Source organism: Lacrimispora brassicae (assembly GCF_054772055.1).
In genome coordinates this window covers 264,224-287,436 of sequence record NZ_BRYH01000003.1, presented here as the reverse complement: position 1 = coordinate 287,436, position 23,213 = coordinate 264,224, and the positions used below count along the sequence as shown (strand labels likewise).

The following is a 23,213-nucleotide window of genomic DNA, read 5'->3' as shown; positions in this document are numbered from 1 at the left end:
TTTACACCACCCTCGACTTATCACATAGAATTCTTTTCACCATATTTTTGCCTGCTCATTGGCCTGATTCCACCATGGATGCCGGGCTTGGAGCCGTGATAATATGAAATATTATAATACAATGAGGCACAATCAGACAGCCGGATTCTTTTTACAATATCAAAAATGTTTCAGCAGCCATACAGACATATCACAGGCCTCACGGTTAGCCCATGTGAAATATGGAATAAGTGTCATAGGAACCGTGCGGTAGCGGTTTGCAGCCGGAGCATAAAGGGGTGCCCTCTGTCCATCAGCTTCTCTGGCATATGCTTGTGTATGAAGGACAATAAAAGTGCGGCCTGAAATATTGATTTCTGCTTCCTCCCATAAAGGATTTTCCGGCAGGGACAGATCAAATAAGTTTTCATTTTTCTGGTCTATGCCTTCTGCACAGTAGACTACAGGCCCCCTCATGACGGCTGTGCGGCCACAGCAGGAAGTCACCTGTGGAGAGGCTTCCACAAGACGGGGAACCATGGGAAGCCGAATTTCAATGACAGTTTTATCTGTACAGCCTTCTGCCATTATATATCCATTGGAATCAATGACGAATTTGACAGCAGCTCCGTTAATTTTAAGCTGTGGACTGCGGCACCATCCCGGAATTCTGAGAGCCAGGCAAAAGCTTCCCTGACCTGATATTTTGATGGTGATTTGATCTTTAAACGGATACTCCGTTTCCTGTCTTAAAATAAAGGTATTTCCGTTAACCTCCATCTGAACTTCGGCTCCCATGTAAAGATGGGTGTACACCGTGTTCTCTTTTATGGTGTACATATAATCTCCTATGAAAGAGATAAAACGAAGCAGATTAGGAGGACAGCAGGAACAGTCAAAAAGCTTTACTCTCCTGTATATGGGAAGGCGTTCTTTTAAATTGTCCAGTTTATCTGAATAATAAAGGCTTCGCCTGTAATCAACCTTCAATGGATTTTCATAAAAGAACTCATCTCCGCTTAAAGAAATTCCGGCAAGCACCGTGTTATATATGGCAAGCTCCGCAATGTCATCATATCTGGTGTCCGTTTCTGCCTTCCACAAGTGACGGCAGAACATGGCAAGAGCGATGGAAGCACAGGTTTCAGCGTAAGCTGTGGTATCAGGCAGATCATAGGAATAGGTAAATGCCTCTCCTGCATGGGTGGAACCTATGCCTCCTGTCAGGTAAAGTTTATGGTCTGTAATATCACAAAACAGCTCTTTACAGGAATCAAGCATAGCTTTATCCTCATTGATCTCAAAAAGCTCCATCATACCGCAGTACAGATAAAGAGCTCTCACAGCATGGCCTGTGACCTCCCTTTGTTCTGTCACCGGAAGGTGGGACTGGGTATAATAAAGAGGCATAAACGAATCATCTCTGCTGCTTCGGCCTCTTGTATTCAGGAAATAAACAAGAAGTTTCTTATACTCTTCTTTTCCTGTAGCTTTATAAAGCTTTCCCAGAGCCAGTTCTATCTCTTCATGTCCCGGAGTATCAAAGCCTCCACTGTGTTCCTGCTTAAATATGCGGTCTGCGAGCTGTACATATTCCTCAGACAGCAATAGCAGTTTATCTTTTCCTGTAGCTTTCTTATAAGCGAGAGCTGCTTCTATATAGTGGCCCAGGCAATAGAGCTCATGATCCATGCGGTTTTGAAGCACATGATCAGGGTCTGCTGCCAGAAAATAGCTGTTAAAATATCCGTCTTCACGCCTGTTTCTTTCTATGGCTTCCACCACATGATCTATAATAGCTTCCAGCCTCTCATCTCTTTTTTTAACCAGTATGTAAGAAATTCCCTCTATCCATTTGGCTATATCTGAATCCCAGAATATGTGGGGTTTTCCCAGTTCCCCTTCCTTCCATTCATAGGAAGCGGCCTTAAAACGGCCGCTTTCGCTGAATCTTTCATACACTGCCCCTGCGGTAACATCTTTGTTAATCTTCTGCTGTTCTGCCCAAAAGCCATTATTAATGGTGACTTTCTCAAAGCCCACTTCTCTCATACCTTTCTACCCCTCACTCATAATAAGGAAACTGTGAAACTCTCAATCTGGTACAGCCAAAAGGAATCAATTCCAAAATCTCTTCATTACCGTGGTTTGTCACAGGGCTGACCGGAATATCTCCTGCACTGTCATTTTCAAGAATCCAGTTATCCACCCTGATTCCCGTTCCAGTCAGCGTGACCGGAGGATTGGATTTTGAAAAGGGAACAGCGCTTACTTCATGTTCTGATACCTGGACTCTGCCTCCCTTTTTCAGAGCATAATTCCAAGGGCTTTCAGAAGAAATCATATAATCCTTAACCCCGGCACATTCCTTATATACGGTGAAATGTTCCTTCATATTGAGGCCATAAACCAAAGGCCCTCTTTCTATTGCCACACTGTCTTTATACCAGGAGCTATAGACAATATCCATAGGAAACACCACGTCTATCCTGTTCATTGGAGACAATAAACCGCTGATCTCAATAAAGAAAGAATTGATCTCCACCGTAACTGCTTCCCCTCTGATTAATTCTGCCCTGGGTTCACTGCACCAGCCAGGCACTCTGATTTTCAGCTTCATGGGCTTTTGCGGAGCTTTCAGGACTTCATATCTGAGGGTATCTTTAAAAGGATATTCCGTATCCAGCCTTACAGAAACCTCTTCTCCATCCAGACTGGCAGCTACAACAGAGGGCGCCAGCACCAGGGAGATGAGAGTATCCTTTCCTTCTTTCATCCACAGACTGTCTGCAAGCTTTGGCCAGCCCTGGTGCATATTGGCTGTGCAGCAGCCAAAATGAGGCTCCAGGCCGTACATATTGGAGGTATCATCATTGTTAAACCAGTTTCTTTCTGCCTTGCTCACAAGCACCTGGTTGGACTGCTGAAGGTACTGGTGGCCCATACAGTCCTCTGTCAGAGTGGAAGGCAGAGCATTATAAGCCAGCCTCTCCAGCATATCTGCATACTCCATATCTCCGAATATCTCCAATAAAACCTGAAGGCTGAACATGTATTCCACTACAGAACATAGCTCTGATCCCTGAATGGGAGAATTTCCGCTTAAATGTTCATCTCCATTGACTGCGCCAGAGACAACACCATGGTATTTCTTCAGGGTTTCCATGGTCTTTTTGCCAAGGTCACAGAGGCTGCTTTTTCCTCCAAAATAATATTCCAGAGCCGGATATTTTAAGCCCATAGTCACATTGACAATATGTGTGGCATGGTATTTAATGATCTTGTCTGTTCTGTCTCTGGCCTCCAGTAGAAGCTGTTGCCAGTTATAATAATAGGACGCAGGCCTTATAAATGGAAAGTTCTCAAAAAGGTCAGACCAGTCAAGAGCCTGCTTTTCCATCTTGTGGGCGAAGTCTGTAAGGCCTGTTTCCCCGGTTGCTTCACAGTACCATTTCAGACAATATAAAAGTTCCCCCACTCTGGCAGAAGACCAGTCCTCCATAGGACGTATATCCACAGCTTTGTCCAGATATGTAAAATATTTTTTCATAAAAGAAAAAACTTTGGTATCTCCTGATATTTCTTCATACTGAACCAGAACCTTCAGCATAACGAATCTGGACCAGTAGTCCTCTCTGCTGGCAAAGGGGCCGAAATTCCCATCCTCAGTCTGACTGTTTAAGGTCCAGTCAATAAATCTTTGGCACAGAGCCATTTTTTCCTCATTTTTTAAGTAATAGGCCAGAGGAAGCAGTCCGTCAAGATAATAAGGCCCTCTCTCCCAGTTCTCTCCTGTCCCTCCCAGCCAGCCTGAATAACTTCCCACGCTGTCCCAGATCTCATAGAGCTTTCCGCTTAAACCGTTCATCTGGATTTCCAGTTGGCGGAAAAACCAGCCTTCAGGCTGAATCTCCGTAATTTTTAATCTGTCATACCTTTTGTTCATACAGTCCATCATGTATCTCCCTCTGTCACTTTTATTGGTCTTAAATCTATTTTACAGCCCCGCTCATCATACCTTTTACAAAATACTTCTGCAGAAACAGGAAAAGAATCATAATCGGAAGAAGGCCTATATAAGCGCCTGCAGTCAGTATCCCCCAGTCTGTGGAATACTCTCCCATGGCCATATTCACCAGGCCCACATTAAAGGTCTTCGTCGCCTTCCCTGCGAAAACAAGAGCTGTCAGATAATCGTTCCATGTAGAATAAGCCACATAAACTGCAATTGTCACCACACCCGAAGCTGCCAAGGGCATGTATATCTTAAAGAATGTAGCAAAATTTCCTGCTCCGTCAATGAGAGCAGCTTCAGCTAAGTCCTTTGGTATCATATCAAATGTGCTTTTCATCATGTAGATGCAAAAGGGTGACTGAAAAGTGGCATAGATCAGAATAAGAGCCGCTTTTGTATTTAACAGCTTCAGTTGTGACACAGTGTTGTAAAGAGGCACCATGAGAGCCTGGCTGGGCACCATAATGGCAGCCAGAATCAGGGTCAGCCACAGATTTTTACCAAGCAGCTCCAGCTTGCTGAAGGCATAACCTGCCAACAGGCTTACAATACAGACAAGGAGTATGGTCAGCCCGTCTATGACCACTGAATTCATAAAATAAGTTCTGTACATCCCCTCTTTTTCTGTAAAAATACGGACATAATTAAACCAGGAAAAGGATTTTGGAAACAGTGTGGGAGGATTTGAATAGATCTCCCCCTTATCCTTAATAGATGTAATAAAGGTCCAATACATTGGTGCCAGATAAAAAAGCACCATGCATATATTAAGACCCAGAATAAACTTTATAGTACCACGCTTTTTCATAAACCTCCTCCTCACTCCGTAGGATCTTTCAGCACCTTAAATTCAAACCAGCTAAGCACAGCCAGAATCACAAGCAGAATCATGGACATGGCGGAACCGTAACCGAATTTGTAATAGCTAAAAGATGTGCTGTAAATGTAATGGACAATGGTGGTTGTGCTGGAGGAAGGCCCTCCCTTTGTCATGATGTTAAACTGTTCAAAGGCTAGAACAGAACCAATGACCGATATCACCATAGCCAGCCCCACCTGTGACCGTATAAGCGGAAGTGTGATTCCAAAAAACTGCTGAATCTTCCCTGCTCCATCAATGGAAGAGGCCTCATAGACCTGTTCATCTACAGACTGGAAAGCGGATAAGAGAATCAGCATCGTAAAACCGGCCATCTTCCATGTGACCATATATACAATAGCCGGAAGCGAAGTGGAAGCAGAACTCATCCAGGAAATATTCTCTTCAATGATTCCCAGAGATACAAGAATATAGTTGAGAATTCCATAGAGGTCATTGTATATCCAGATCCAGACCATGCTGCATGTGGTAAGGGATATGACTACAGGAGCAAAATAAATGGTTCTGAATATCCCCACTCCCCGAAATGTGTGATTGACCAAAAGCGCCAGAATAAAAGCCAGAATAAACAGACAGGGTGTAACAAATACAGCATATTTCATTGTAAAAATAAGAGAACGGACAAATTTATCATCTAAAAAGGCATTAAGATAATTACTGAAACCAATAAATTTCCGCTCTCCCAGCAGTTGCCAGTTAAAAAACGACATATAGACAGCTTTTATAAAAGGGTATACAAAAAATACCAGATTTAAAACAATTGCAGGCACTACAAAAATGGTATTATTCAGCTTCTTTTTTGTAATATTCCCTGACTTTGCCAATGCTTTCACCTCCTTGTAGCAAAGGAGAGGCTGCAGGAAGGATTTTTAAGGAAATCCTTCTGTGCCCCTCCTTCCTTCTGTTATTCTGCAAGTATCTGATTAATTTTCTCAACAGCCTTTTTAGAAGCTTCCTCCGGTGTCATCTGGCCGTTTAAGGCAGACTGAACACCGTCCAGGAAAGGTGCATACATCTCATTATATTTAAGGCTGTATGGTGCATGGCCCACTCTTAAGGCTTCCTTCATAACCTGAAATTCAGGTTTATCATTAAAATATTGATTGTCAAACAGATCAGAGCGTGCAGGAAGCATGCCGTACTGAGCCAGTTCTTCCACCTGAATTTCCTCAGACAGACAGTACTGAATAAAATCCCAGGCTTCATCAGGGTGGCTGCTGCCTTCTACCATGGCAATGCTGTCTCCTCCTGAGAAGGAAGCAAAATTCTTGCCGTCCGGAGAAGGAATCAGGCAGACACCTACATCAAAGTTCACTTCATCTGCAGTCAGCATATTCCACACGGCTGCGCTTCCCAGCACTACCATGCCTGCTGTGCCCGTCTTAAAAGCGTCCTGAGACTCAGTCCAGCCATAGCTGGTAATTCCTGAAGGAGTTACCTTATATTTATTAGCCAGATCACAGATAAACTGAAGTGCACCTACAGCTTCAGGCTGATCCAGCATTGACCTTGAACCGTCACTTGCCAGCACTTCACCGCCATTGCTCCAGATATAAGGAACATAGGTAAACATCATGGTTCCTGCGTCTGCTGCTCCATATACATAACCATAATGACCATCTTTCGTCAGTTTCTGCGCATACTCTGTCAGCTCATCCCAGGTCTTGGGTCCCTGCTCCGGATCAAGACCTGCTTCCTTAAACTGGTCCTTGTTGTATAAAAGAACTGACACATCAGGCCCAAAGGGCACTGCGTACTGTTTCCCTTCATATTTTGCCAGATCCAGAAGGCCTCCGCTAAAAGTGTCCTTATATTCCAACTTATCAAAACGGTCCGTAATATCTGCCAGAGCTCCTATGGATGAGAAATAGGGAACAAGAACACAGTCCATAGATACAATATCAGGTGTCTGCCCTGAAGATATGGCAAGAGCAAACTGATCTGATACATTCTCAGGCTGCATCACTTCAATTTTAATTCTTGGATTCTTCTCCATATACTTTTTAGCTGCCACAGTCATCATGTCATAGAAACTGTCTCTCACCCAGACCTCCAGTTCCACAGCCTCTCCCCCGTCAGCCTTTGTTGTCTGATCCTCTTTTCCTGCTGCTTCTGCCTGTGTTGTCCCCTGTCCTCCTGCAGTTGTCTGCGAACCGCCACCAGAACTTCCACACCCCATCAATGAAAGTGCAGTCACTGCTGCCAACGCCAAACTTAAAATTCTTTTTCTCATTAAAACCCCTCCTCTGTTTTTACAATAATTGATAGTTGTTTTTACCATATTCAAATTATATCAGATAATTTTTTTGTAATAAATACACAAAATTAGCGCTTATTTGTAAAATATTAGCGCCAATACTTGTAATATATTCGCAGAATAAAGAGGTGGTTTCATACTGGATAATGCTGTATAATACTTGATATAAAAGGATTCTTTGTATCTTTATATTATAAGAATATTAGCAATCTATGGAGGAGTATTATGGAATATATTACTATAAATATACCGTCTTATCCTTATTTTATTATTGCAGGCGATGCCCTGTATCGGCCAGGTGACTGCCACAGAAAAAGAACAGCCATTGGCTGTTTTGATGTGCTTTTTGTTGAATATGGGGAATTGTTTATGAGAGATGGAAAGAACTCCTATCATTTGAAGAAAAATGACATTCTGGTTCTTCATCCTGAAAGAACTCATTATGGATATAAGAATTGCAATAGAAAAACATATTTTCACTGGCTGCATTTTGGAACAGGCTGCCCTTATTCCTTTTCCGATACCTTTTCATTCCCCCACAGCCAGAGAATGAAAACTTCTATCTACCGCCCAATGTGTACCCAGATGGTTTTACCCACTTATCAGACCCTGCCTTCCAAAACCTTTGGAACAGTTCTCTCCGTGATGGAGCAACTGGAGACACAGCATGTGGACAAATATATACAGAGCACCACCAATATGATCGTAGATGCCAACTCCCTCCCCAGCCAGGAAACCTTTCTAAAGCTTCTGTCCAACCTGACCATGAATCAGAATGACGGCAGCAGCGCCAACCCTACAGCTACCCTTTGTATGAACTATCTGCAGAACCACTATGAACAACCTGTAAGCCTTGAGGAGCTGGCCAAACTGGCCAACTGCCATCCCACCAACATCATACGCTGCTTTAAGAAGGAATACAACACCACACCCGCTCAGGCTTTAATTGAGCTGCGTCTTCAGCACGGAGCCAGCCTTTTGATCTCAACAGGGCTGACCTGTTCGGAAATCGCCTTTAACAGCGGCTTTTCCTCTCTTTCTTATTTCAGCAAAACCTTTAAGAAGTATTACCATATGACTCCTCAGGAATACAGAACCAGGGAATCAGGAATGCCGGTGTCTACCTAAAGAAAAAGGGGGTGCTACAAAACTTAGCTTACGCTAGTTTTGCAACATCCCCTTTCTTTACTTTGTAAGTGAAAGCCTTATAAGAGCCTTTTTCAAAGCTGTTTCTGCTCTTATGATATCGATCTCTCCGCTCAATTCCTTTAAGCGGCGTTCTGCACGGACCTTAGCCTCTTCTGCACGGTTTGCGTCGATTTCTCCGGGCCATTCCACAACTTCCGCCATAATGACGATCTTTTCCGGTAAAATCTCAATAAAACCAGACATCAGGGCTGCTTCCTTCACTCCGTCCTCCTGGTGGATCTTTAAGATTCCAGGGGCAACGATGGCAGTCATGGGGATGTGGTTCCGGTATACACCGATATCCCCTTCCCTGGTAGTAAGCTCCACCATGGAAGCCTCTCCCTCGTAAAACTTCCGCTCCGGAGTAATGATATGCAGTTTGAATAAATCAGCCATATTCCCACCCCCTATTTTTTCACACGGGCAAGAACGTCCTCAATGCTGCCTGCATTTAAGAAATAACTCTCCGGAATGTCATCATGCTTTCCTTCCAGTATCTCTTTAAAGCCCTGAATGGTATCAGAAAGCGGCACATAACGGCCTTCCAGACCGGTAAACTGTCCTGCAACGAAGAAAGGCTGAGACAGGAATCTCTGGATCTTTCTTGCGCGGGACACCGTGATCTTATCTTCCTCAGAAAGTTCATCCATACCTAACATGGCAATGATATCCTGAAGCTCTTTATACTTTTGAAGTACTTCCTGAACCCCTCGCGCAACGCTGTAATGTTCCTCTCCTACGATACGGGGATCAAGAATTCTTGATGTAGAGCCAAGGGGATCAACCGCCGGATAAATACCCAGCTCCACGATGGAACGGTCAAGAACCGTGGTTGCATCCAGATGGGCGAATGTGTTTGCCGGAGCCGGATCCGTAAGGTCATCGGCCGGAACGTAAACTGCCTGAACTGATGTGATGGAGCCATTCTTCGTGGAAGTGATCCTCTCCTGAAGAGCGCCCATCTCAGTCTGCAAGGTCGGCTGGTAGCCTACTGCAGAGGGCATACGTCCAAGCAAAGCGGAAACCTCGGAACCTGCCTGGGTGAAACGGAAAATGTTGTCAATGAACAACAGCACATCCTTACCGCCCTGGTCACGGAAATACTCAGCCATGGTAAGGCCTGTAAGGCCCACTCTCATACGGGCTCCCGGCGGCTCGTTCATCTGCCCGAATACCATGGTTGTTTTATTAATAACGCCTGATTCCTGCATCTCGTGATAAAGATCATTTCCTTCACGGGTGCGCTCGCCAACGCCGGTGAATACGGAATATCCGCCGTGCTCTGTGGCGATGTTACGGATCAGCTCCTGAATTAATACGGTTTTACCTACTCCAGCACCACCGAAAAGGCCGATCTTACCACCTTTTTGATAGGGGCAGAGAAGGTCAACGACCTTAATACCGGTTTCCAGAACCTCTGTTTCCGTTAACTGCTCCTCAAAGGTGGGAGCCTGTCTGTGAATCGGAAAACGTTCCTTTACTTCCGGTGCCGGTTTATTATCGATTGGATCACCCAAAACGTTAAAGATACGTCCCAGAGTCTCCTCTCCAACCGGTACGGTAATCGGAGCGCCGGTAGCTGCAGCGCCCATACCACGTACCAGTCCATCGGTGCTTCCCATGGCGATACATCTTACTGTATCATCGCCAAGATGCTGGGATACTTCAACAACCAGTCTGCCGCCATCCTTAGTCGTGATATCAATGGCTTCATTGATATCCGGCAGCTTGCCCTGGCTGAACTTGATATCCAGTACGGCACCGATGATCTGGGTGATCTTACCAATATTTTGTCCTGCCATCTTGTTTCTCCTTCTTTTTATATTTCTCTCTTTTCTAACTTCAAACTGCGCTTACGCTTGCTTTCGTTAAGAAGTTTGCCATGGAAGTTCGGCTCGCCTTAGGGCTCACCGAACGGCTATTTTTCTAAATTCAAGCCGCGCTTACGCTTGCTTTCGTTAAGAAGTTTGCCATGGAAGTTCGGCTCGCCTTAGGGCTCACCGAACGGCTATTTTTCTAAACTCAAACTGCGCTTACGCTTGCTTTCGTTAAGAAGTTTGCCATGGAAGTTCGGCTCGCCTTAGGGCTCGCCGAACGGCTATTTTTCTAAACTCAAACTGCGCTTACGCTTGCTTTCGTTAAGAAGTTTGCCATGGAAGTTCGGCTCGCCTTAAGGCTCACCGAACGGCTATTTTTCTAAACTCAAACTGCGCTTACGCTTGCTTTCGTTAAGAAAAATATGCCTATGAAATCGCATTGGCACCGGCTATGATCTCGGTAAGCTCCTGGGTAATGGAACCCTGTCTTGCCCTGTTATATGCCAGTCCAAGTTCTTCTATCATCTCTTCCGCATTGTTGGTCGCAGAGTCCATGGCCGTCATTCTGGCGCCGTTTTCACTTGCTACGGCTTCCAGCAGGGCGCCATAGATCAGGCTGCTCATATACTTTGGAATAATGGAATCCAATACCTCGTCCTCATCAGGTTCATAATTCATTAAAGTCAGGTCCGTCTTTTCGCTTCCCTCTTTCAGTTCAACCGGGAGAAGCTTTTTAAGAGTCGGTATATGGGTTACGGTATTCTTAAAAGATGTATAAGCCAGATAAATTTCGCCTATCCGGTTCTGTCCAAAAACGTCCAGAAGCTCCATGGTAATATCGGCCGCATCCCTGTAGATCGGCTCATTGATCACCTCGGAATAATCCTCTGCGATGGTATATCCTTTTCTCGCCAGAGATTCCTTCCCTTTCCGTCCGATGGCATAAACATCCGTCAATTCCGGCGTAAGCCTTTCATCCCCATTCACCAGCTTGGCAATGTTGCTGTTATAGCCCCCTGCCAGTCCCCGGTTGGAAGTGATGACAATGACTGCCTTCCTCTTAGAATCGCCTGCTTTTAAATACTTATGGTCAATGCTGCCGGATTTGCGCAGTATAGAACCAATGGTATCATACATCATTTCGTAATAGGGCTTGGATTCCTCCGCCTTTGCCTTGGACTTCTGCAGCTTAACGGTAGATATGAGCTTCATGGCCTTCGTAATCTGTTCGGTACTGGAAATACTGTCTCTTCTTCGTTTGATATCCCTAATGGATGCCATGATTGTTCACCTGCCTTTAAAAAACACCTGCTTTGCATTCGTTAATTGCCTTTACCAGCAACTCCTCTGTCTCAGGCGTGATCTGCTTCGTCTCCCGGATACTTGCGGGAATCTCAGAATATTTGCTGTCAATGAATCTGGACAAAGCCTTTTCAAAATCAAGGATTTTCCTGGTAGGAATATCCAAGAGAAGCTTTTTGGTGGCCGCAAAGATAATGATGATCTGATATTCAACCGGAATCGGCTGATACTGGCCCTGCTTTAATACCTCTCTGATCCTTTCGCCCTGGGCAAGCTGCTCTGCGGTCTCCTTATCAAGCTCGGAACCAAACTGTGCAAAGCTTGCAAGCTCCCGGTACTGGGCCAGTTCCACACGAATAGGCGCTGCGATTTTCTTCATTGCCTTGATCTGGGCGGAGCCGCCTACACGGGATACGGAAAGACCTGCATTGATGGCAGGACGGAAACCGGAGTTAAACATCTCTGTCTCCAGATAAATCTGTCCGTCTGTAATGGAAATAACATTGGTCGGAATATAAGCCGATACGTCACCTGCCTGTGTCTCAATAATTGGAAGTGCCGTCAAAGAGCCTCCTCCAAGTTCTTCTGAAAGTCTGGAAGCTCTCTCCAAAAGTCTGGAATGGAGATAGAAAACATCACCAGGGTAAGCTTCACGGCCCGGTGCTCTCTTAAGCAGCAGGGACAGGGTACGGTAAGCGGCTGCATGTTTACTTAAGTCATCGTAAACTACCAGCACGTCATCTCCGTTCTCCATCCACTCCTCTCCAATGGCACAGCCAGAGTAGGGAGCAATATACTGAAGAGGAGCTAAATCGGAAGCAGTGGATACCACAACGGTGGTATAATCCATTGCGCCGTACTCTTCCAATGTCTTAACAATGGTGGCTACTGTAGATGCCTTCTGGCCGATGGCAACATAAATACAATGAACCCCCTGGCCCTTCTGGTTAATAATGGTATCAAGGGCAATCGCCGTCTTACCGGTCTGGCGGTCGCCGATGATCAGCTCACGCTGTCCTCTTCCAATGGGGATCATGGCATCAATGGCCTTAATACCGGTCTGAAGAGGGGTGTCTACTGATTTTCTTTCAATAACTCCGTGAGCCACGCGCTCAATTTTGCGGAATTTGTCTGTCTGAACCGGTCCTTTTCCATCAATGGGCTGACCTAACGCATTTACAACACGGCCTGTCAATGCATCGCCTACAGGTACTTCCACCACTCGTCCGGTAGTCTTTACCGTATCGCCCTCGCTGATAGCGCCGGTACCCAGTAAAACCGCACCAACGTTATCCTCTTCCAGGTTGAGCACCATGCCGTAGATTTCTCCCGGAAATTCAAGAAGCTCTCCCTGCATGGCATTCTCAAGGCCATGGATACGGGCAATTCCGTCTGCCACCTGAATGACTGTACCCACATCAGAGACATCCAGTTTCGTTGAATATCTTTGAATCTGTTCCCTAATGACGGAACTGATCTCTTCTGGTCTTAAATTCATTAAGGTTTGCACCTTCTTTCTAAGATTATTAATGATGTCCGATCTGCCTGAAAAATAAGCTCAAAAAAAGGAAATCATGTTAACTGCAGCTTCAATAAGCCGCGGCGCAGTTCATAGATCTGCGTCTTAATGCTGGAATCCACCACCCGGTCCCCGATCCGGATCACCATGCCGCCAATGATTGACGGGTCTACCTGATAATCCATCTCATATTCCACATACCTGGTCGTATTCAGCAGTTTTTCCACCAACCGGGCCTTCTGCCCCTGGTTTAACTCAACAGCGCTGGTCACATGGGCCACGCCGATCTTCTTATATTCCTTGACAGCATTCACGAAGTATTCACAGATTGCCGGAATCTCCTTCTGTCTGCCTTTGTCGACAATGACTGTCAGAAAACCCATCAGATCATCTGATACTCGTCCGTCGAAAACATTCTTAATAATACCGACTTTTTCTTCCTTTACAATCTTCGGATTATCAAGAAGCTCCGCCAAAGACTGATTCCCGCGCCAGATCACCTGCAGGCCTTTCACTTCCTCAAACAAAGTGTCCACTTCCTGCTTTTTCAGAGCTTCTTCAAACAATGCATCGCCGTATACTTTTGATACTAGCTTTGCCATGTGCTCTCTCCCATCTCTTTCAAAGTCTCGTCAATCAGGGCATCCTGCACCGTAGTGTCAATGGAAGCAGCCACGACCTTACCGGCCATAACAGAAGCGATGGATATGATCTGATCCTTCATATCATCAAGCGCTTTCTTTCTCTCCAGTTCCACCTCACGGCTGCCCCGTATTACAATGCGCTCCGCTTCTTCCCTGGCTTCTGCAATAATCTCCGCCTCACGCTGCTTGGCTCTTTTTCTGGCATCCTCTAAGATTGCTTCTGCCTCTTTCTTCACTTCATGAAGCCTGGCTTCATATTCTTCCTTCATTGCATGCGCAGCTTCCTTATCGTCGGCAGCGTTTTTTAATTCTCCCGCAATCTTCTGTTTTCTTCTTTCCAGGGATTCCCGTACCGGATTGAACAGCATATAGGATAACGCAAAAAACAGAATGAATATGTTAATGCCTGTCACAAATGAATCAAAAAGCAACTGTGGGTCAAATCCCAATAATCGATCCAAGGTTTCGCCTCCTCTCGCTCTTTATTCTTTCCCCATTCTACCGGCAGGGCTTTCGCCGCCTGCCATTCCACTCTTTAGCTGAATGGCTTTAAGAACATGAGGATAGCCGCAACAGCGAAACCATAAAGACCTGTTGTCTCGGCAACGGCCTGTCCTAAAAGCATGGTAGATGTAATATCAGACTTTGCGCCCGGATTGCGTCCAACTGCAGCAGCCGCATGTCCAGCCGCAATACCCTGTCCAATACCAGGTCCGATACCTGCGATCATCGCAAGACCTGCACCAATTGCTGAGCAGCCTAAGATAAAATCCTGTCCTGAAAATCCGTTCATAGAAAAATTCCTCCTGAATTTAATATTATTGAAGCTTAATCCATCTTATCATTGACATATACCATTGTCAGCATACAGAACACATAGGTCTGGATACCGCCGGAAAATACGTCACAATATACATGTAAAAATGATGGGATACCGATATTTACAAAGATTGGCATCATCCCATACCACAATCCCATAATAACAACACCTGACATCATGTTGCCGAATAAACGGAGCGCCTGAGATAATGGATTTGTAATTTCACCGATTAAGTTAATCGGGAACAAAACCGGAAACGGCTTAAACATGCTTGTCAGATGTCCGATTCCGTGATTCTTGATTCCCTGATATTGCACGATACAGAATGTGAAAATACCAAGCATGAATGTAACGCCAAAGTCTCCTGTCGGTGTTCTCAGACCAAATAAACCGCCAATATTACAGAACAATATAAAAATAAAAATAGTTCCAATATAATTAACAAACTTCTTTGCATTATGACCCATAGTACTGTTCACCAGGTTGTCAAGCGCTTCCACAGAAAACTCCACAATGTTCTGGAAGGTTCCAGGCACTTCTGTAGCCCGCTTCATTTTCCGGTTAGCAATTACTGCTAAAATCAAAATTACGATTGTCACAATGCTAAGGCCTATCTCTGTGGTTGTTACCCATAGCTCCTGTCCAAAGGCCTGAAACTTAGTAATGCCTTTGATCATAAAGTCCACATTATTGGCACTCGCAACGACCATACGCTTAATCCTCCTTTCTTGAGAGATCCCACTTGACCGCAAGAAGATTACTCTCCCTTTGTCTTAAGGGCGGCGATCCTATGGATTACAGGCTGTAAAAATGCTCCAGCCTTGAGTCCGAGGACTCCGATTACTACTGCGACCGGATTAAACCAGTCCGAAAACCGGATAATGACTGTTACCAGTACAACAATAAGCAACAGATAGCGGATAACTGCACTGATTATACTCTGCTTTTGAACAATCTTCGGATCCTCCGTCTTCATAGAGCGCTCAAGAACCAAAACCATGGATAAAAACATGGCCATGGCTATTACCATTCCCAAAAGCAATCCCGCAAAAACAGCACGTTTGGGATACATAAAAAATGCCCCAATCATAGCTGCCACCGTGAAAAATACAATTCCGGCCGAAACCTCAAGCATCAGATTCTTTGTTTCCTTCCCCATTACAAATCCTCCTGTCTACGAAAGCTTCTCATCGTCATGTCCTTTCACCCGGCTTGGCTGCTTCGGTTTTTGCACCTTGGGTCTTTCTTCTTCCTGCCGCTCCATGCGCGCCTTCTGATCCTCATTCTGTTCTTCCCTTTCATTCATGGCAAGAGTGGTCTTGGCCAGCTTATAGGCATTTAATCCTCCTGCCATAAATCCAAGAAGCAGAAATAATAACATCAGCTTTGTTCCCGCATACCGGTCAATGTAGTAACCGGCAAGAATACAAAAAAATACAGGTGCCATGACACTTAACCCCAATTGGGTCACCATCATGAAACTTCTCATTACGCTCTTATTATGGCGCATAATTCCACCTGCTTTCTGCATCCTGCACATATACTTGGTATTATACCTAAAAAAAATTGTTTTGTCTATTATATACGGAAATTTATCTGGGTTTTAAAGGAAGGTGTATATAATATCAGAAATTGTATACCCACGGTAGATCAATATCTTTAAAAATTCTTGACACGTCAAAAAACTCCAGGGTTTTACATGATTTAAACAAAAAAATCTAAAAAAAATTCTGGTTTTTACGAGAGCGCCCGTAAAAACCAGAATTTCTTCAAATATCTAATTACGCTTCTTTTGTACCTGGAAGAATTATTTCAACTTCTGCATGTGGACGTGGAATTACATGCACTGATACCAGTTCTCCTACACGCTGAGCTGCTGCTGCACCTGCATCAGTCGCTGCCTTAACTGCTCCTACGTCACCTCTTACCATAACGGTAACAAGACCGCCGCCTACAAACTCCTTGCCGATCAGGGTAACATTTGCTGCCTTTACCATAGCGTCTGCTGCTTCGATGGATCCAATTAAACCTTTTGTTTCAATCATTCCTAATGCATCGTATTTCATTTTAAAATCCTCCTGATTTATAATTAATTTTTAATGGTTCACTTACTTTACAATCGTTACGCTTGAAGAGCTGCCTAGTCCCATGGCATTTGCTTCTTCCGTATCAAGATGGCATTCCAGGCTGGATGTATCGGTTACGCGGATTGCCGTATGATGAAAGACACCGCCCCGGATCCCCTCTGTCTGAATGCTTACTGTCTCTCCGTCATGAACACCGAATTTCAAGGCATCCTGAGGAGTCATGTGAATGTGTCTCTGGGCGATGATTAAACCTTCCCTGGCCTGAACAGAGCCCTTGGGTCCCACCAGAGTGATTCCCGGTGTTCCGGCTAATTCACCGGACATCTTAGGCTGAGAATTTGTTCCAAGCTTAAAACAGTCTGCCGCCAGAACCTCAACCTGGGTCTGTTTTCTCACCGGACCTAATATGCGGACCTTTTCAATGGCTCCTTTGGGACCGCATATGGTGACCGTTTCCTTGCATGCATACTGTCCCGGCTGGGATAACTCCTTTAGTTTGGTCAGTTGGTAACCCTGGCCGAAAAGGATATCCAAGTCTTCCTGGGACAAATGCACATGGCGGTTGGAAACGCCAACTGGTATTCGAAACTCTTCTGTTCCGGATTCCGTTTTCACGGCTTCCATTAAGAGCTTGATTACCGCTTCATACTTATCCATTCCTGTTCTCCTTTCCTGGTTCCCTTTATTGGCCCTTCATGGCCAGTACGATCTCCTTTACAAGCGCTGCCAGTTTCTCATTTTCATCGTTTCCTCCCTGGCAGGAAGGAGCGGTCGCACTTTCCTTTTTATCAAAGGAAGCTACGAAGTCGGCAGGGCTTAAAGAAGCAGCCTGGGATTTTTCCTTCCATTGGAAGGTTGGATCATCTTCTGCAATGGTAGAACAATCCTTTAAGCCAAAAGCTACCTTTTTCACATTGAGAAGATGTTTCGGGCTTACGTTTTCAGAAACAGAGCTTCCGCCGCAGGTTCCGCAGCCTAATGTAAAGGAAATCGGAAGGCCTGTGCTGATTCCGGTTCCGCCCTGGCTTCCTCCAGTATTGACAAGGATCCTGGAAGCAGGCTTTGCAGCAAACTTAAGAACCATATCCCTGTCCTGGGTATGAATGCTCATGGTATGTCCGATTCCGTTCTGTAACAGGCGGATGCTTAAGCCGCAGGCCTCTTCCCAGTTCTTTACGGTATAAAAACCAAGTACGGTTGTCAGTTTCTCGTAGGATAACGGATATCCCTCTCCAACGCCTTCCTGTTTTCCGATGAGGACTTTGGTTCCTTCCGGGATCTGGATTCCTGCTGCCTGTGCAATTACCTGGGGAGAACGTCCCACAAATTTGGCATTCATGTTATGGCCGTTCTTAAATAACATGGCACAAACTTTGTCGGTTTCTTCCTTTGTCATAAAGTAACCGCCCTGGCTTTTTAACTCCGCTACCACTTCTGCGTGATTGCTCTCCTCACAGATGATGGACTGCTCGGAAGCACAGATGGTACCATAGTCAAAGGTCTTGCTGGCAAGGATGGTTTTTACCGCCTGTTTCACATCTGCCGTCTTTTCTATGTAAGCCGGGGAGTTTCCTGCACCTACGCCAATGGCCGGCTTTCCTGCGCTGTATGCAGCTTTTACCATACCCGGACCGCCGGTTGCGATGATAACGGAAACTTCCGGGCACTTCATCAGCTCATTGGTAGATCCCATGGATGGCATGGTCACACAGCCGATGATCCCTTCCGGTGCACCTGCTGCAATTGCGGCGTTCCGCATGACCTCTGCAGCCTTTAAGGTGCATTTTGCAGCAGAAGGATGGGGAGAAAACACAATTGCGTTTCCGGATTTAATGGAGATCATGGATTTAAAAAATACGGTTGAGGTTGGGTTGGTAGATGGAATAATTCCCATTACAAGGCCTACGGGTTCTGCCACATCAATGGTTTTATTCACCGTATCCTCCGCAAGGATCCCTCTTGTCTTCATATCCTTTATTTCTTCATATAAAAGAGTGGAGGCAGCGTGGTTTTTATATGCCTTGTCAATGACCTTTCCAAAACCGGTCTCCTCAACAGCCATTTCTGCCAGGCAAAGAGCGTGTTCCTCTCCTGCCTTTGCCATGCTCTTAAGTATGGTGTCAATCTGTTCTGCCGTAAATCCGGCAATTTTTTTTGCGGCAGCTTCGCCGCATCTTGCTAAGTCCCTTGCTTCCTGGATGGAACGTAAATCATAATCAAAATTTTCCATTTGACCGTTCTCCTTTCAACTAATCATTCTGTCCATAATACTTCCCGAATTCTTCCAGCAGCAGGGTTTTATTTGCCTTTGAAATTTCCCGTCCGGCTATAGTAAATTCCGGATATTCACGGGCAAGGGTTCTAAGCTCTGTTACCTTCATATCTTCAAGTATCTTCATGGTTTCTTCCAGACCATCCTGCTTCATCCACAGGTCTATTGTTTCTCTCTTTATGGTATCCACCGTTTCCGGTTCATTGGAAGATTCCAAAACCGGCTCCTCTGTCAGGATCTCTTCCGGCACCATGGCAGGCGGCTCTTCTTGGATTTCCGGAACTGATTCCTTTTCCGGTTCATCCGGAGTACCTCCTCCAATGACAGCCGTCAGCTCATCATGAGGCCTGGCAATCACATGGCGTGTTACTAAAGCCCCGCTGTTTATGCGTTCTACCGCTGCAGCTCCGGCGTCCACCGCTGCCTTTACTGCCGCCACATCGCCGGTCACCGTAACAGCCACAAGACCTCCGCCGACTTTGGTCTTTTCCAGAAGAGACACGTCTGCCGCCTTTAACATGGCATCTGCCGCCTCAATGGCCACCAGCACGCCTTTTGTTTCTATAAAGCCAAGTGCCTGCATTGTTTACCTCCTTAAACCAAGTCAGCCCAGTTTGCCGGATACGTTGCGTAAAATACTCTTGCTTTATCAGGGGAACCCCAGATTACCTTGGAGCCTGACGGCACAAAGAGCACATCTCCTGCTTTTGCCGTGTAGGTCTTTCCGTCAATGGTAATAGTCAGGGTTCCTTCGATTACATAATCAATCTCTTCATAGGTCAATTCCCATTCAAAGCTGGAATGGTCGATCACAAGAAAACCTGCGCTGATATGGGACTCGTCCTTGCTTACCAGCTCCTGGTAGTAAGCCTTGACCGATGGATCACCCGTATCAAATACATCCATTTTTACAGAACTTCCACGGACCACCTTAAGACCGTTTCCATGGCTTTCTGACTCATAGGGTTTTAAAATATCATTTAACAGCCCCTTTTCCATCAAAGTCTTCAGTACCATATAAATTTTCTCGCTGTCCATATCCAGACCTGCAAAAACTGCCGGGGCCTGTGTCTGCTCCTCTGCCTTATCACAGAATTTGATGCCAAACCCATCGGCTGCATCCTTTGCAGAGGGAGTGATGATACTTCCGCTTTCCATGTAAAATATCTTTTTTCCCTCAGCGTTTAACTTTTCTACATCTTTTGCACAAATCAACTGCTTCATATGATCACTTCCCTTCTAAATAAATTGGCAATCTTCATCAATAATCCCAATCACTACGGCATCTACAGGAATTTCGTCACTTCCCAGCATCCGTCTGGCAGAGGATCCGGTGGAAACGATCACACGGTCACCGATTCCTGCGCTGATAATATCCGCTACGATCAGCCGTTCGCCTTCCCGTGTGCCTCCAATGATCTCGGCAAGCATAAATTTATACCCGTTTAAGGACTCCGCTTTTCTGGTGGCCCATATGTTATCAATCAATCTGGCCGCTACCATTCCTCCACCCCTCTCTTCTCTCTTTGCTTGATCTCGTCTATGGCTGCCTCAACCGATGCCGTATCTCCAAAAATCGCCAGCATGATCATGTTCTGGGGGCAGCTTCCTCTGATATCTTCTACCGTAACACCTACTGCTTTTTCTGCCACATCAGCAGCACAAACCATTTCGATGATTCTTCCCTGTATCAGTCCTACTGCATCCGCCGGTCCTATGGGAGAGGAGGTGCCGGAGCCCTTCCTACGGTTTAGAATATCCATGGTTCCCTGTGACGGTGATTTAATTATACGGTATTCCATACTGTCCACATCCTTTATGCCTGCTCTTCCTGCGTACAGGAAAATGCGATTCCAAGAGGAGTTACAAACATTGGGTTCTCAGGTTTCCGCGTCCTGATTCCCGTCTGTTTTTCAATGATTGCTTCAAGCCCGGTGAGGCAGCAGGTCCCGCCTACCAGATAGATTTCCTGTACATCGTGCCCTTTAATATGATGGCTTATGATGGAAGCCACCTTCTCCACAACCGGTTTTAAAACCGGAAGCAGTTCTTTATGGTTTTCTTCCTTTCTCTTATAAGCCTCCGCCTCCTGAAAGGACATTTGATAAGCACCGGAGATCACCAGGGAGAAATGAGTCCCTCCTGTGGGTTCATCCGCTACATACACCACCTTTCCATCCTTTAGAATGGAGATTCCGGTGGTGCCTCCTCCGATGTCAACGACTGCACCGTTCTTTATTTTTAAAACTGCGTTTGCCGCCGTAGGTTCATCGAGAAGGGCTGTGATCTCAAATCCAGCGCCCTGTACCACGTTTTTGATGGCTCCTCCGTCCAGGGAATCCGTACCCGGAGGTATGGCTGCAGCCGCAAAATATAGTTCTGTACCCAGCTTTTCCTCCAGCTCGTCCTTCAGCTCCCGTACAATCCGGATGGCACCGATGTAATCCACCACCATTCCATCCCGGACCACATCCGCATACCGGTAAGCGCCTGCCACAGGTTTGTAATTCTCATCTAAAACAGCCAGTACCACACACGCCGTTCCCAGATCGACTCCGGTATAGTAAACAGAGGAGCCACCCTTTACGGGCTGCTTAACAACTGCTTCAAACTGGCTCACCAGCTCATTGCAGCCATCAAATGTTATTTCTTCCTTTGACATGTTTTTCCTCCATATTCCAGACATATCATCTGCGATAAGCGGTTGATGACGGGATTTAGGTTTTCGCGATCTGCTTCAGCCGCCAGCTCTCTTGTGCTGCAGCGCAGGCGGTGCAGAAGAACGATTTCTTTCCCCTTTTCTGACTGTGCATGAAAGCCTGTTATTTCAAAGCAATCCTCTGAGTGCTCATTTAAGCTATTCTCATGAAATCCGGTGCAGGGCTTAAACCCGGATTCTTCTTCCCGGCCCTCTTTCCCCAGATTGGAGAGTTTTCGTTCCAGGCCAAATACTTCTTCTGCCAACAGTACGTCCAGGCTTAACAGTTCAAGGCCCACTTCCAAAAACTGTGCCTGAAGCGTCTTCTTTTTTAATAAGAAACGATCCCGGCAGATTTCTTTTTCCGGTGCTTCTTCTTTTTTCTCAGCAGGCTTTACACTTTTTTGTTTTACCAACATGGGATCGTCACTTATGGGAATCTTCTTATCCACCAGGAACTGGCGCGCTCCGGGTGTCAGTCTGGTTCCCACAGGGAGATCATAAGAGGTAAAGGGTTGTCTTTTGAATAAAATCCTCAAATCGTCTTCCGTGATGAATTTCATTAATAGCCCCCCTTACACAGTTTCCCATAGATGGCTTCAATCTCTTCTACCGCAGGCACTCTTGGGTTGGTCAATGTGCAGCTGTCAGCCAGGGCTTTTTCCGCCATTTCCCGTACAGCCTGTTCAAATTCATCTTTATCAACTTTTAAATCAGTAATCTGCTGAGGTATCTTAATCTTGTTCATCAGATTCTTAATGTGACGCACCAGGCCGTGTACCGTGGCCTTATCCGTTCCGGCTGCAATTCCAAGCATATTGGCGATTGCCACATACCTGCCGCAGGCTCTCTGTTCGCCGGCGTCTTCCAGTCCGGCATTGTAGCTGATGACATGAGGAAGCAGGATGGCATTGCTTCTTCCGTGAGGAATGTGAAACCGTGCTCCCAGGGCATGAGCCATACTGTGGCAAAGCCCTAAAGAAGCTCCGTTAAACGCGACTCCGGCCAGACAGGATGCATTGTGCATGTGAGTTCTGGCTTCCATGTCACTTCCTTCTTCAACGGTACGCGTTAAGTATTTCCACACCAGTCTCACGGCCTTTTCTGCACAGGCATCGGTAAAATCACCTGCATTGGTTGAAACATAGGCCTCCAGGGCATGGGTCAGAACATCCATTCCTGTATCCGCCGTAATGTGAGGCGGAACCGACACCGTAAAGCGGGGATCAAGAAAAGCCACATCCGGCACCATGTGTTGGGAACGCAGGGGGTATTTGGTCTGGGCCTGAGGGTCGGAGATCACGGAAAAACTGGTGACTTCACTGCCGGTACCGCTGGTTGTGGGAACTGCGATCAAAAACAGTTTCTCATTACCCATCTGACTGTAGATGTGGCTTGCAGCCTTTGCCGTATCAATGGCAGAGCCGCCGCCAAAGGCAATCACTGCATCCGGGCCAAAGCACTTCATTTTGCCGATGGCCTTTGAGACCACTTCAATGGTGGGATCGGGCACTACTTCAGAAAACACTTCATAGCTGCTCCCCTTTTCCTGCAAAAGCTCTGTGATCAAATCCACCTTTCCGGACTGGGCCATAAAGGGGTCACAGATAATATAAGCCTTTGTCACGGGAAGTTCCTTTATCTTGTCCAGACAGGAAGATCCCATATATATCTTTGTATTCATTACAAATTGCTCCACGTTACATTTCCCTCCTTTCCTTATATTTGCCCACGT

At 45.8% G+C, this 23,213-nt stretch carries 26 protein-coding genes; 1 reads left to right on the top strand and 25 read right to left on the bottom strand.

The annotated features are described in order from the left end of the window. Positions 1-159 precede the first annotated feature (159 nt). The 5 genes from ACYVD3_RS02690 to ACYVD3_RS02670 all read right to left on the bottom strand — a co-directional run bounded on the left by ACYVD3_RS02690 (position 160) and on the right by ACYVD3_RS02670 (position 7,107). On the bottom strand, positions 160-2,031 hold the full coding sequence (locus ACYVD3_RS02690; protein WP_460640961.1) for a glycoside hydrolase family 127 protein: 1,872 nt from the start codon (positions 2,029-2,031) through the stop codon (positions 160-162). 13 nt (positions 2,032-2,044) lie between these two features. After that, complete coding sequence (locus ACYVD3_RS02685) at positions 2,045-3,937, bottom strand: beta-L-arabinofuranosidase domain-containing protein (RefSeq protein WP_460640960.1); 1,893 nt, start codon at positions 3,935-3,937, stop codon at positions 2,045-2,047. A 34-nt stretch (positions 3,938-3,971) separates the two neighbouring features. Then, positions 3,972-4,802, bottom strand: a complete 831-nt coding sequence (locus tag ACYVD3_RS02680; RefSeq protein WP_460640959.1) for a carbohydrate ABC transporter permease — start codon at positions 4,800-4,802, stop codon at positions 3,972-3,974. Positions 4,803-4,813: 11 nt separating this feature from the next. Further along, complete coding sequence (locus tag ACYVD3_RS02675; protein WP_460640958.1) at positions 4,814-5,698, bottom strand: carbohydrate ABC transporter permease; 885 nt, start codon at positions 5,696-5,698, stop codon at positions 4,814-4,816. 80 nt (positions 5,699-5,778) lie between these two features. Further along, positions 5,779-7,107, bottom strand: a complete 1,329-nt coding sequence (locus ACYVD3_RS02670; protein ID WP_460640957.1) for an ABC transporter substrate-binding protein — start codon at positions 7,105-7,107, stop codon at positions 5,779-5,781. Between the two features lie 249 nt (positions 7,108-7,356). Between ACYVD3_RS02670 and ACYVD3_RS02665 the strand changes: the two genes are divergently transcribed. Then, positions 7,357-8,259, top strand: a complete 903-nt coding sequence (locus ACYVD3_RS02665; RefSeq protein ID WP_460640956.1) for a helix-turn-helix transcriptional regulator — start codon at positions 7,357-7,359, stop codon at positions 8,257-8,259. A 57-nt stretch (positions 8,260-8,316) separates the two neighbouring features. On the opposite strand, the gene atpC is transcribed toward ACYVD3_RS02665, so the two are convergent. The 20 genes from atpC to ACYVD3_RS02565 all read right to left on the bottom strand — a co-directional run bounded on the left by atpC (position 8,317) and on the right by ACYVD3_RS02565 (position 23,177). Next, complete coding sequence (atpC, locus tag ACYVD3_RS02660) at positions 8,317-8,715, bottom strand: ATP synthase F1 subunit epsilon (protein ID WP_460640955.1); 399 nt, start codon at positions 8,713-8,715, stop codon at positions 8,317-8,319. Between the two features lie 11 nt (positions 8,716-8,726). Then, positions 8,727-10,121: a F0F1 ATP synthase subunit beta gene (gene atpD / locus ACYVD3_RS02655; RefSeq protein ID WP_460640954.1), complete on the bottom strand. Its 1,395-nt coding sequence runs from the start codon at positions 10,119-10,121 to the stop codon at positions 8,727-8,729. A 441-nt stretch (positions 10,122-10,562) separates the two neighbouring features. Beyond that, the gene (gene atpG / locus ACYVD3_RS02650) at positions 10,563-11,417 is read right to left on the bottom strand and encodes an ATP synthase F1 subunit gamma (RefSeq protein ID WP_460640953.1); all 855 of its coding nucleotides are present in this window, start codon (positions 11,415-11,417) and stop codon (positions 10,563-10,565) included. A gap of 16 nt (positions 11,418-11,433) precedes the next feature. Next, on the bottom strand, positions 11,434-12,936 hold the full coding sequence (atpA, locus tag ACYVD3_RS02645) for a F0F1 ATP synthase subunit alpha (protein WP_460640952.1): 1,503 nt from the start codon (positions 12,934-12,936) through the stop codon (positions 11,434-11,436). A gap of 74 nt (positions 12,937-13,010) precedes the next feature. Then, positions 13,011-13,559 (bottom strand): ATP synthase F1 subunit delta, encoded by a 549-nt coding sequence (gene atpH, locus ACYVD3_RS02640; protein WP_460640951.1) that lies wholly within the window; start codon positions 13,557-13,559, stop codon positions 13,011-13,013. After that, positions 13,547-14,062, bottom strand: coding sequence for a F0F1 ATP synthase subunit B (gene atpF, locus ACYVD3_RS02635; protein WP_460640950.1), 516 nt, complete (start codon positions 14,060-14,062; stop codon positions 13,547-13,549). Before atpF ends, atpH begins: the two co-directional genes overlap by 13 nt. A gap of 74 nt (positions 14,063-14,136) precedes the next feature. Continuing rightward, positions 14,137-14,394, bottom strand: coding sequence for an ATP synthase F0 subunit C (gene atpE / locus ACYVD3_RS02630; protein WP_013274565.1), 258 nt, complete (start codon positions 14,392-14,394; stop codon positions 14,137-14,139). Between the two features lie 35 nt (positions 14,395-14,429). Further along, positions 14,430-15,131 carry a F0F1 ATP synthase subunit A gene (gene atpB / locus ACYVD3_RS02625; protein WP_460640949.1) on the bottom strand — a complete coding sequence of 234 codons (702 nt, stop codon included), beginning with the start codon at positions 15,129-15,131 and terminating at the stop codon, positions 14,430-14,432. A 47-nt stretch (positions 15,132-15,178) separates the two neighbouring features. Next, positions 15,179-15,580 carry an ATP synthase subunit I gene (locus tag ACYVD3_RS02620; protein WP_460640948.1) on the bottom strand — a complete coding sequence of 134 codons (402 nt, stop codon included), beginning with the start codon at positions 15,578-15,580 and terminating at the stop codon, positions 15,179-15,181. A 15-nt stretch (positions 15,581-15,595) separates the two neighbouring features. Continuing rightward, positions 15,596-15,931, bottom strand: coding sequence for an AtpZ/AtpI family protein (locus tag ACYVD3_RS02615; RefSeq protein WP_460640947.1), 336 nt, complete (start codon positions 15,929-15,931; stop codon positions 15,596-15,598). Positions 15,932-16,202: 271 nt separating this feature from the next. After that, the gene (gene eutM / locus ACYVD3_RS02610; RefSeq protein WP_460640946.1) at positions 16,203-16,487 is read right to left on the bottom strand and encodes an ethanolamine utilization microcompartment protein EutM; all 285 of its coding nucleotides are present in this window, start codon (positions 16,485-16,487) and stop codon (positions 16,203-16,205) included. 42 nt (positions 16,488-16,529) lie between these two features. Continuing rightward, the gene (locus ACYVD3_RS02605; RefSeq protein ID WP_460640945.1) at positions 16,530-17,165 is read right to left on the bottom strand and encodes a phosphate propanoyltransferase; all 636 of its coding nucleotides are present in this window, start codon (positions 17,163-17,165) and stop codon (positions 16,530-16,532) included. Between the two features lie 25 nt (positions 17,166-17,190). Further along, positions 17,191-18,738, bottom strand: coding sequence for an acetaldehyde dehydrogenase (acetylating) (locus ACYVD3_RS02600; protein ID WP_460640944.1), 1,548 nt, complete (start codon positions 18,736-18,738; stop codon positions 17,191-17,193). Positions 18,739-18,757: 19 nt separating this feature from the next. After that, complete coding sequence (locus ACYVD3_RS02595; protein ID WP_460640943.1) at positions 18,758-19,363, bottom strand: BMC domain-containing protein; 606 nt, start codon at positions 19,361-19,363, stop codon at positions 18,758-18,760. A gap of 11 nt (positions 19,364-19,374) precedes the next feature. Continuing rightward, complete coding sequence (locus ACYVD3_RS02590; RefSeq protein WP_460640942.1) at positions 19,375-20,004, bottom strand: cupin domain-containing protein; 630 nt, start codon at positions 20,002-20,004, stop codon at positions 19,375-19,377. Between the two features lie 15 nt (positions 20,005-20,019). Next, on the bottom strand, positions 20,020-20,283 hold the full coding sequence (locus ACYVD3_RS02585) for a EutN/CcmL family microcompartment protein (protein ID WP_460640941.1): 264 nt from the start codon (positions 20,281-20,283) through the stop codon (positions 20,020-20,022). Continuing rightward, the gene (locus ACYVD3_RS02580; RefSeq protein ID WP_460640940.1) at positions 20,277-20,582 is read right to left on the bottom strand and encodes a BMC domain-containing protein; all 306 of its coding nucleotides are present in this window, start codon (positions 20,580-20,582) and stop codon (positions 20,277-20,279) included. The genes ACYVD3_RS02585 and ACYVD3_RS02580 overlap by 7 nt, the downstream gene beginning before the upstream one ends. 14 nt (positions 20,583-20,596) lie before the next feature. Next, positions 20,597-21,442, bottom strand: coding sequence for an ethanolamine utilization protein EutJ (gene eutJ / locus ACYVD3_RS02575; protein WP_460640939.1), 846 nt, complete (start codon positions 21,440-21,442; stop codon positions 20,597-20,599). Then, entirely contained in the window at positions 21,424-22,041 is a 618-nt protein-coding gene (locus ACYVD3_RS02570; protein WP_460640938.1) for a hypothetical protein, read from the bottom strand. The genes eutJ and ACYVD3_RS02570 overlap by 19 nt, the downstream gene beginning before the upstream one ends. Further along, on the bottom strand, positions 22,041-23,177 hold the full coding sequence (locus tag ACYVD3_RS02565) for a 1-propanol dehydrogenase PduQ (RefSeq protein ID WP_460640937.1): 1,137 nt from the start codon (positions 23,175-23,177) through the stop codon (positions 22,041-22,043). Before ACYVD3_RS02565 ends, ACYVD3_RS02570 begins: the two co-directional genes overlap by 1 nt. Between the last annotated feature and the right edge of the window lie 36 nt (positions 23,178-23,213).

Coding starts and splice junctions, on each gene's coding strand:
- ACYVD3_RS02590 (WP_460640942.1), bottom strand. CDS start 20,004: ATGAAGCAGTTGATTTGTGCAAAAGATGTAGAAAAGTTAAACGCTGAG.
- ACYVD3_RS02600 (WP_460640944.1), bottom strand. CDS start 18,738: ATGGAAAATTTTGATTATGATTTACGTTCCATCCAGGAAGCAAGGGAC.
- ACYVD3_RS02620 (WP_460640948.1), bottom strand. CDS start 15,580: ATGGGGAAGGAAACAAAGAATCTGATGCTTGAGGTTTCGGCCGGAATT.
- ACYVD3_RS02595 (WP_460640943.1), bottom strand. CDS start 19,363: ATGCAGGCACTTGGCTTTATAGAAACAAAAGGCGTGCTGGTGGCCATT.
- ACYVD3_RS02570 (WP_460640938.1), bottom strand. CDS start 22,041: ATGAAATTCATCACGGAAGACGATTTGAGGATTTTATTCAAAAGACAA.
- atpE (WP_013274565.1), bottom strand. CDS start 14,394: ATGAACGGATTTTCAGGACAGGATTTTATCTTAGGCTGCTCAGCAATT.
- ACYVD3_RS02615 (WP_460640947.1), bottom strand. CDS start 15,931: ATGCGCCATAATAAGAGCGTAATGAGAAGTTTCATGATGGTGACCCAA.
- eutJ (WP_460640939.1), bottom strand. CDS start 21,442: ATGTCAAAGGAAGAAATAACATTTGATGGCTGCAATGAGCTGGTGAGC.
- atpA (WP_460640952.1), bottom strand. CDS start 12,936: ATGAATTTAAGACCAGAAGAGATCAGTTCCGTCATTAGGGAACAGATT.
- ACYVD3_RS02680 (WP_460640959.1), bottom strand. CDS start 4,802: ATGAAAAAGCGTGGTACTATAAAGTTTATTCTGGGTCTTAATATATGC.
- ACYVD3_RS02585 (WP_460640941.1), bottom strand. CDS start 20,283: ATGGTAGCGGCCAGATTGATTGATAACATATGGGCCACCAGAAAAGCG.
- atpC (WP_460640955.1), bottom strand. CDS start 8,715: ATGGCTGATTTATTCAAACTGCATATCATTACTCCGGAGCGGAAGTTT.
- atpB (WP_460640949.1), bottom strand. CDS start 15,131: ATGGTCGTTGCGAGTGCCAATAATGTGGACTTTATGATCAAAGGCATT.
- ACYVD3_RS02690 (WP_460640961.1), bottom strand. CDS start 2,031: ATGAGAGAAGTGGGCTTTGAGAAAGTCACCATTAATAATGGCTTTTGG.
- atpH (WP_460640951.1), bottom strand. CDS start 13,559: ATGGCAAAGCTAGTATCAAAAGTATACGGCGATGCATTGTTTGAAGAA.
- ACYVD3_RS02605 (WP_460640945.1), bottom strand. CDS start 17,165: ATGGATAAGTATGAAGCGGTAATCAAGCTCTTAATGGAAGCCGTGAAA.
- ACYVD3_RS02665 (WP_460640956.1), top strand. CDS start 7,357: ATGGAATATATTACTATAAATATACCGTCTTATCCTTATTTTATTATT.
- atpG (WP_460640953.1), bottom strand. CDS start 11,417: ATGGCATCCATTAGGGATATCAAACGAAGAAGAGACAGTATTTCCAGT.
- ACYVD3_RS02670 (WP_460640957.1), bottom strand. CDS start 7,107: ATGAGAAAAAGAATTTTAAGTTTGGCGTTGGCAGCAGTGACTGCACTT.
- atpD (WP_460640954.1), bottom strand. CDS start 10,121: ATGGCAGGACAAAATATTGGTAAGATCACCCAGATCATCGGTGCCGTA.
- eutM (WP_460640946.1), bottom strand. CDS start 16,487: ATGAAATACGATGCATTAGGAATGATTGAAACAAAAGGTTTAATTGGA.
- ACYVD3_RS02580 (WP_460640940.1), bottom strand. CDS start 20,582: ATGGAATACCGTATAATTAAATCACCGTCACAGGGAACCATGGATATT.
- ACYVD3_RS02685 (WP_460640960.1), bottom strand. CDS start 3,937: ATGATGGACTGTATGAACAAAAGGTATGACAGATTAAAAATTACGGAG.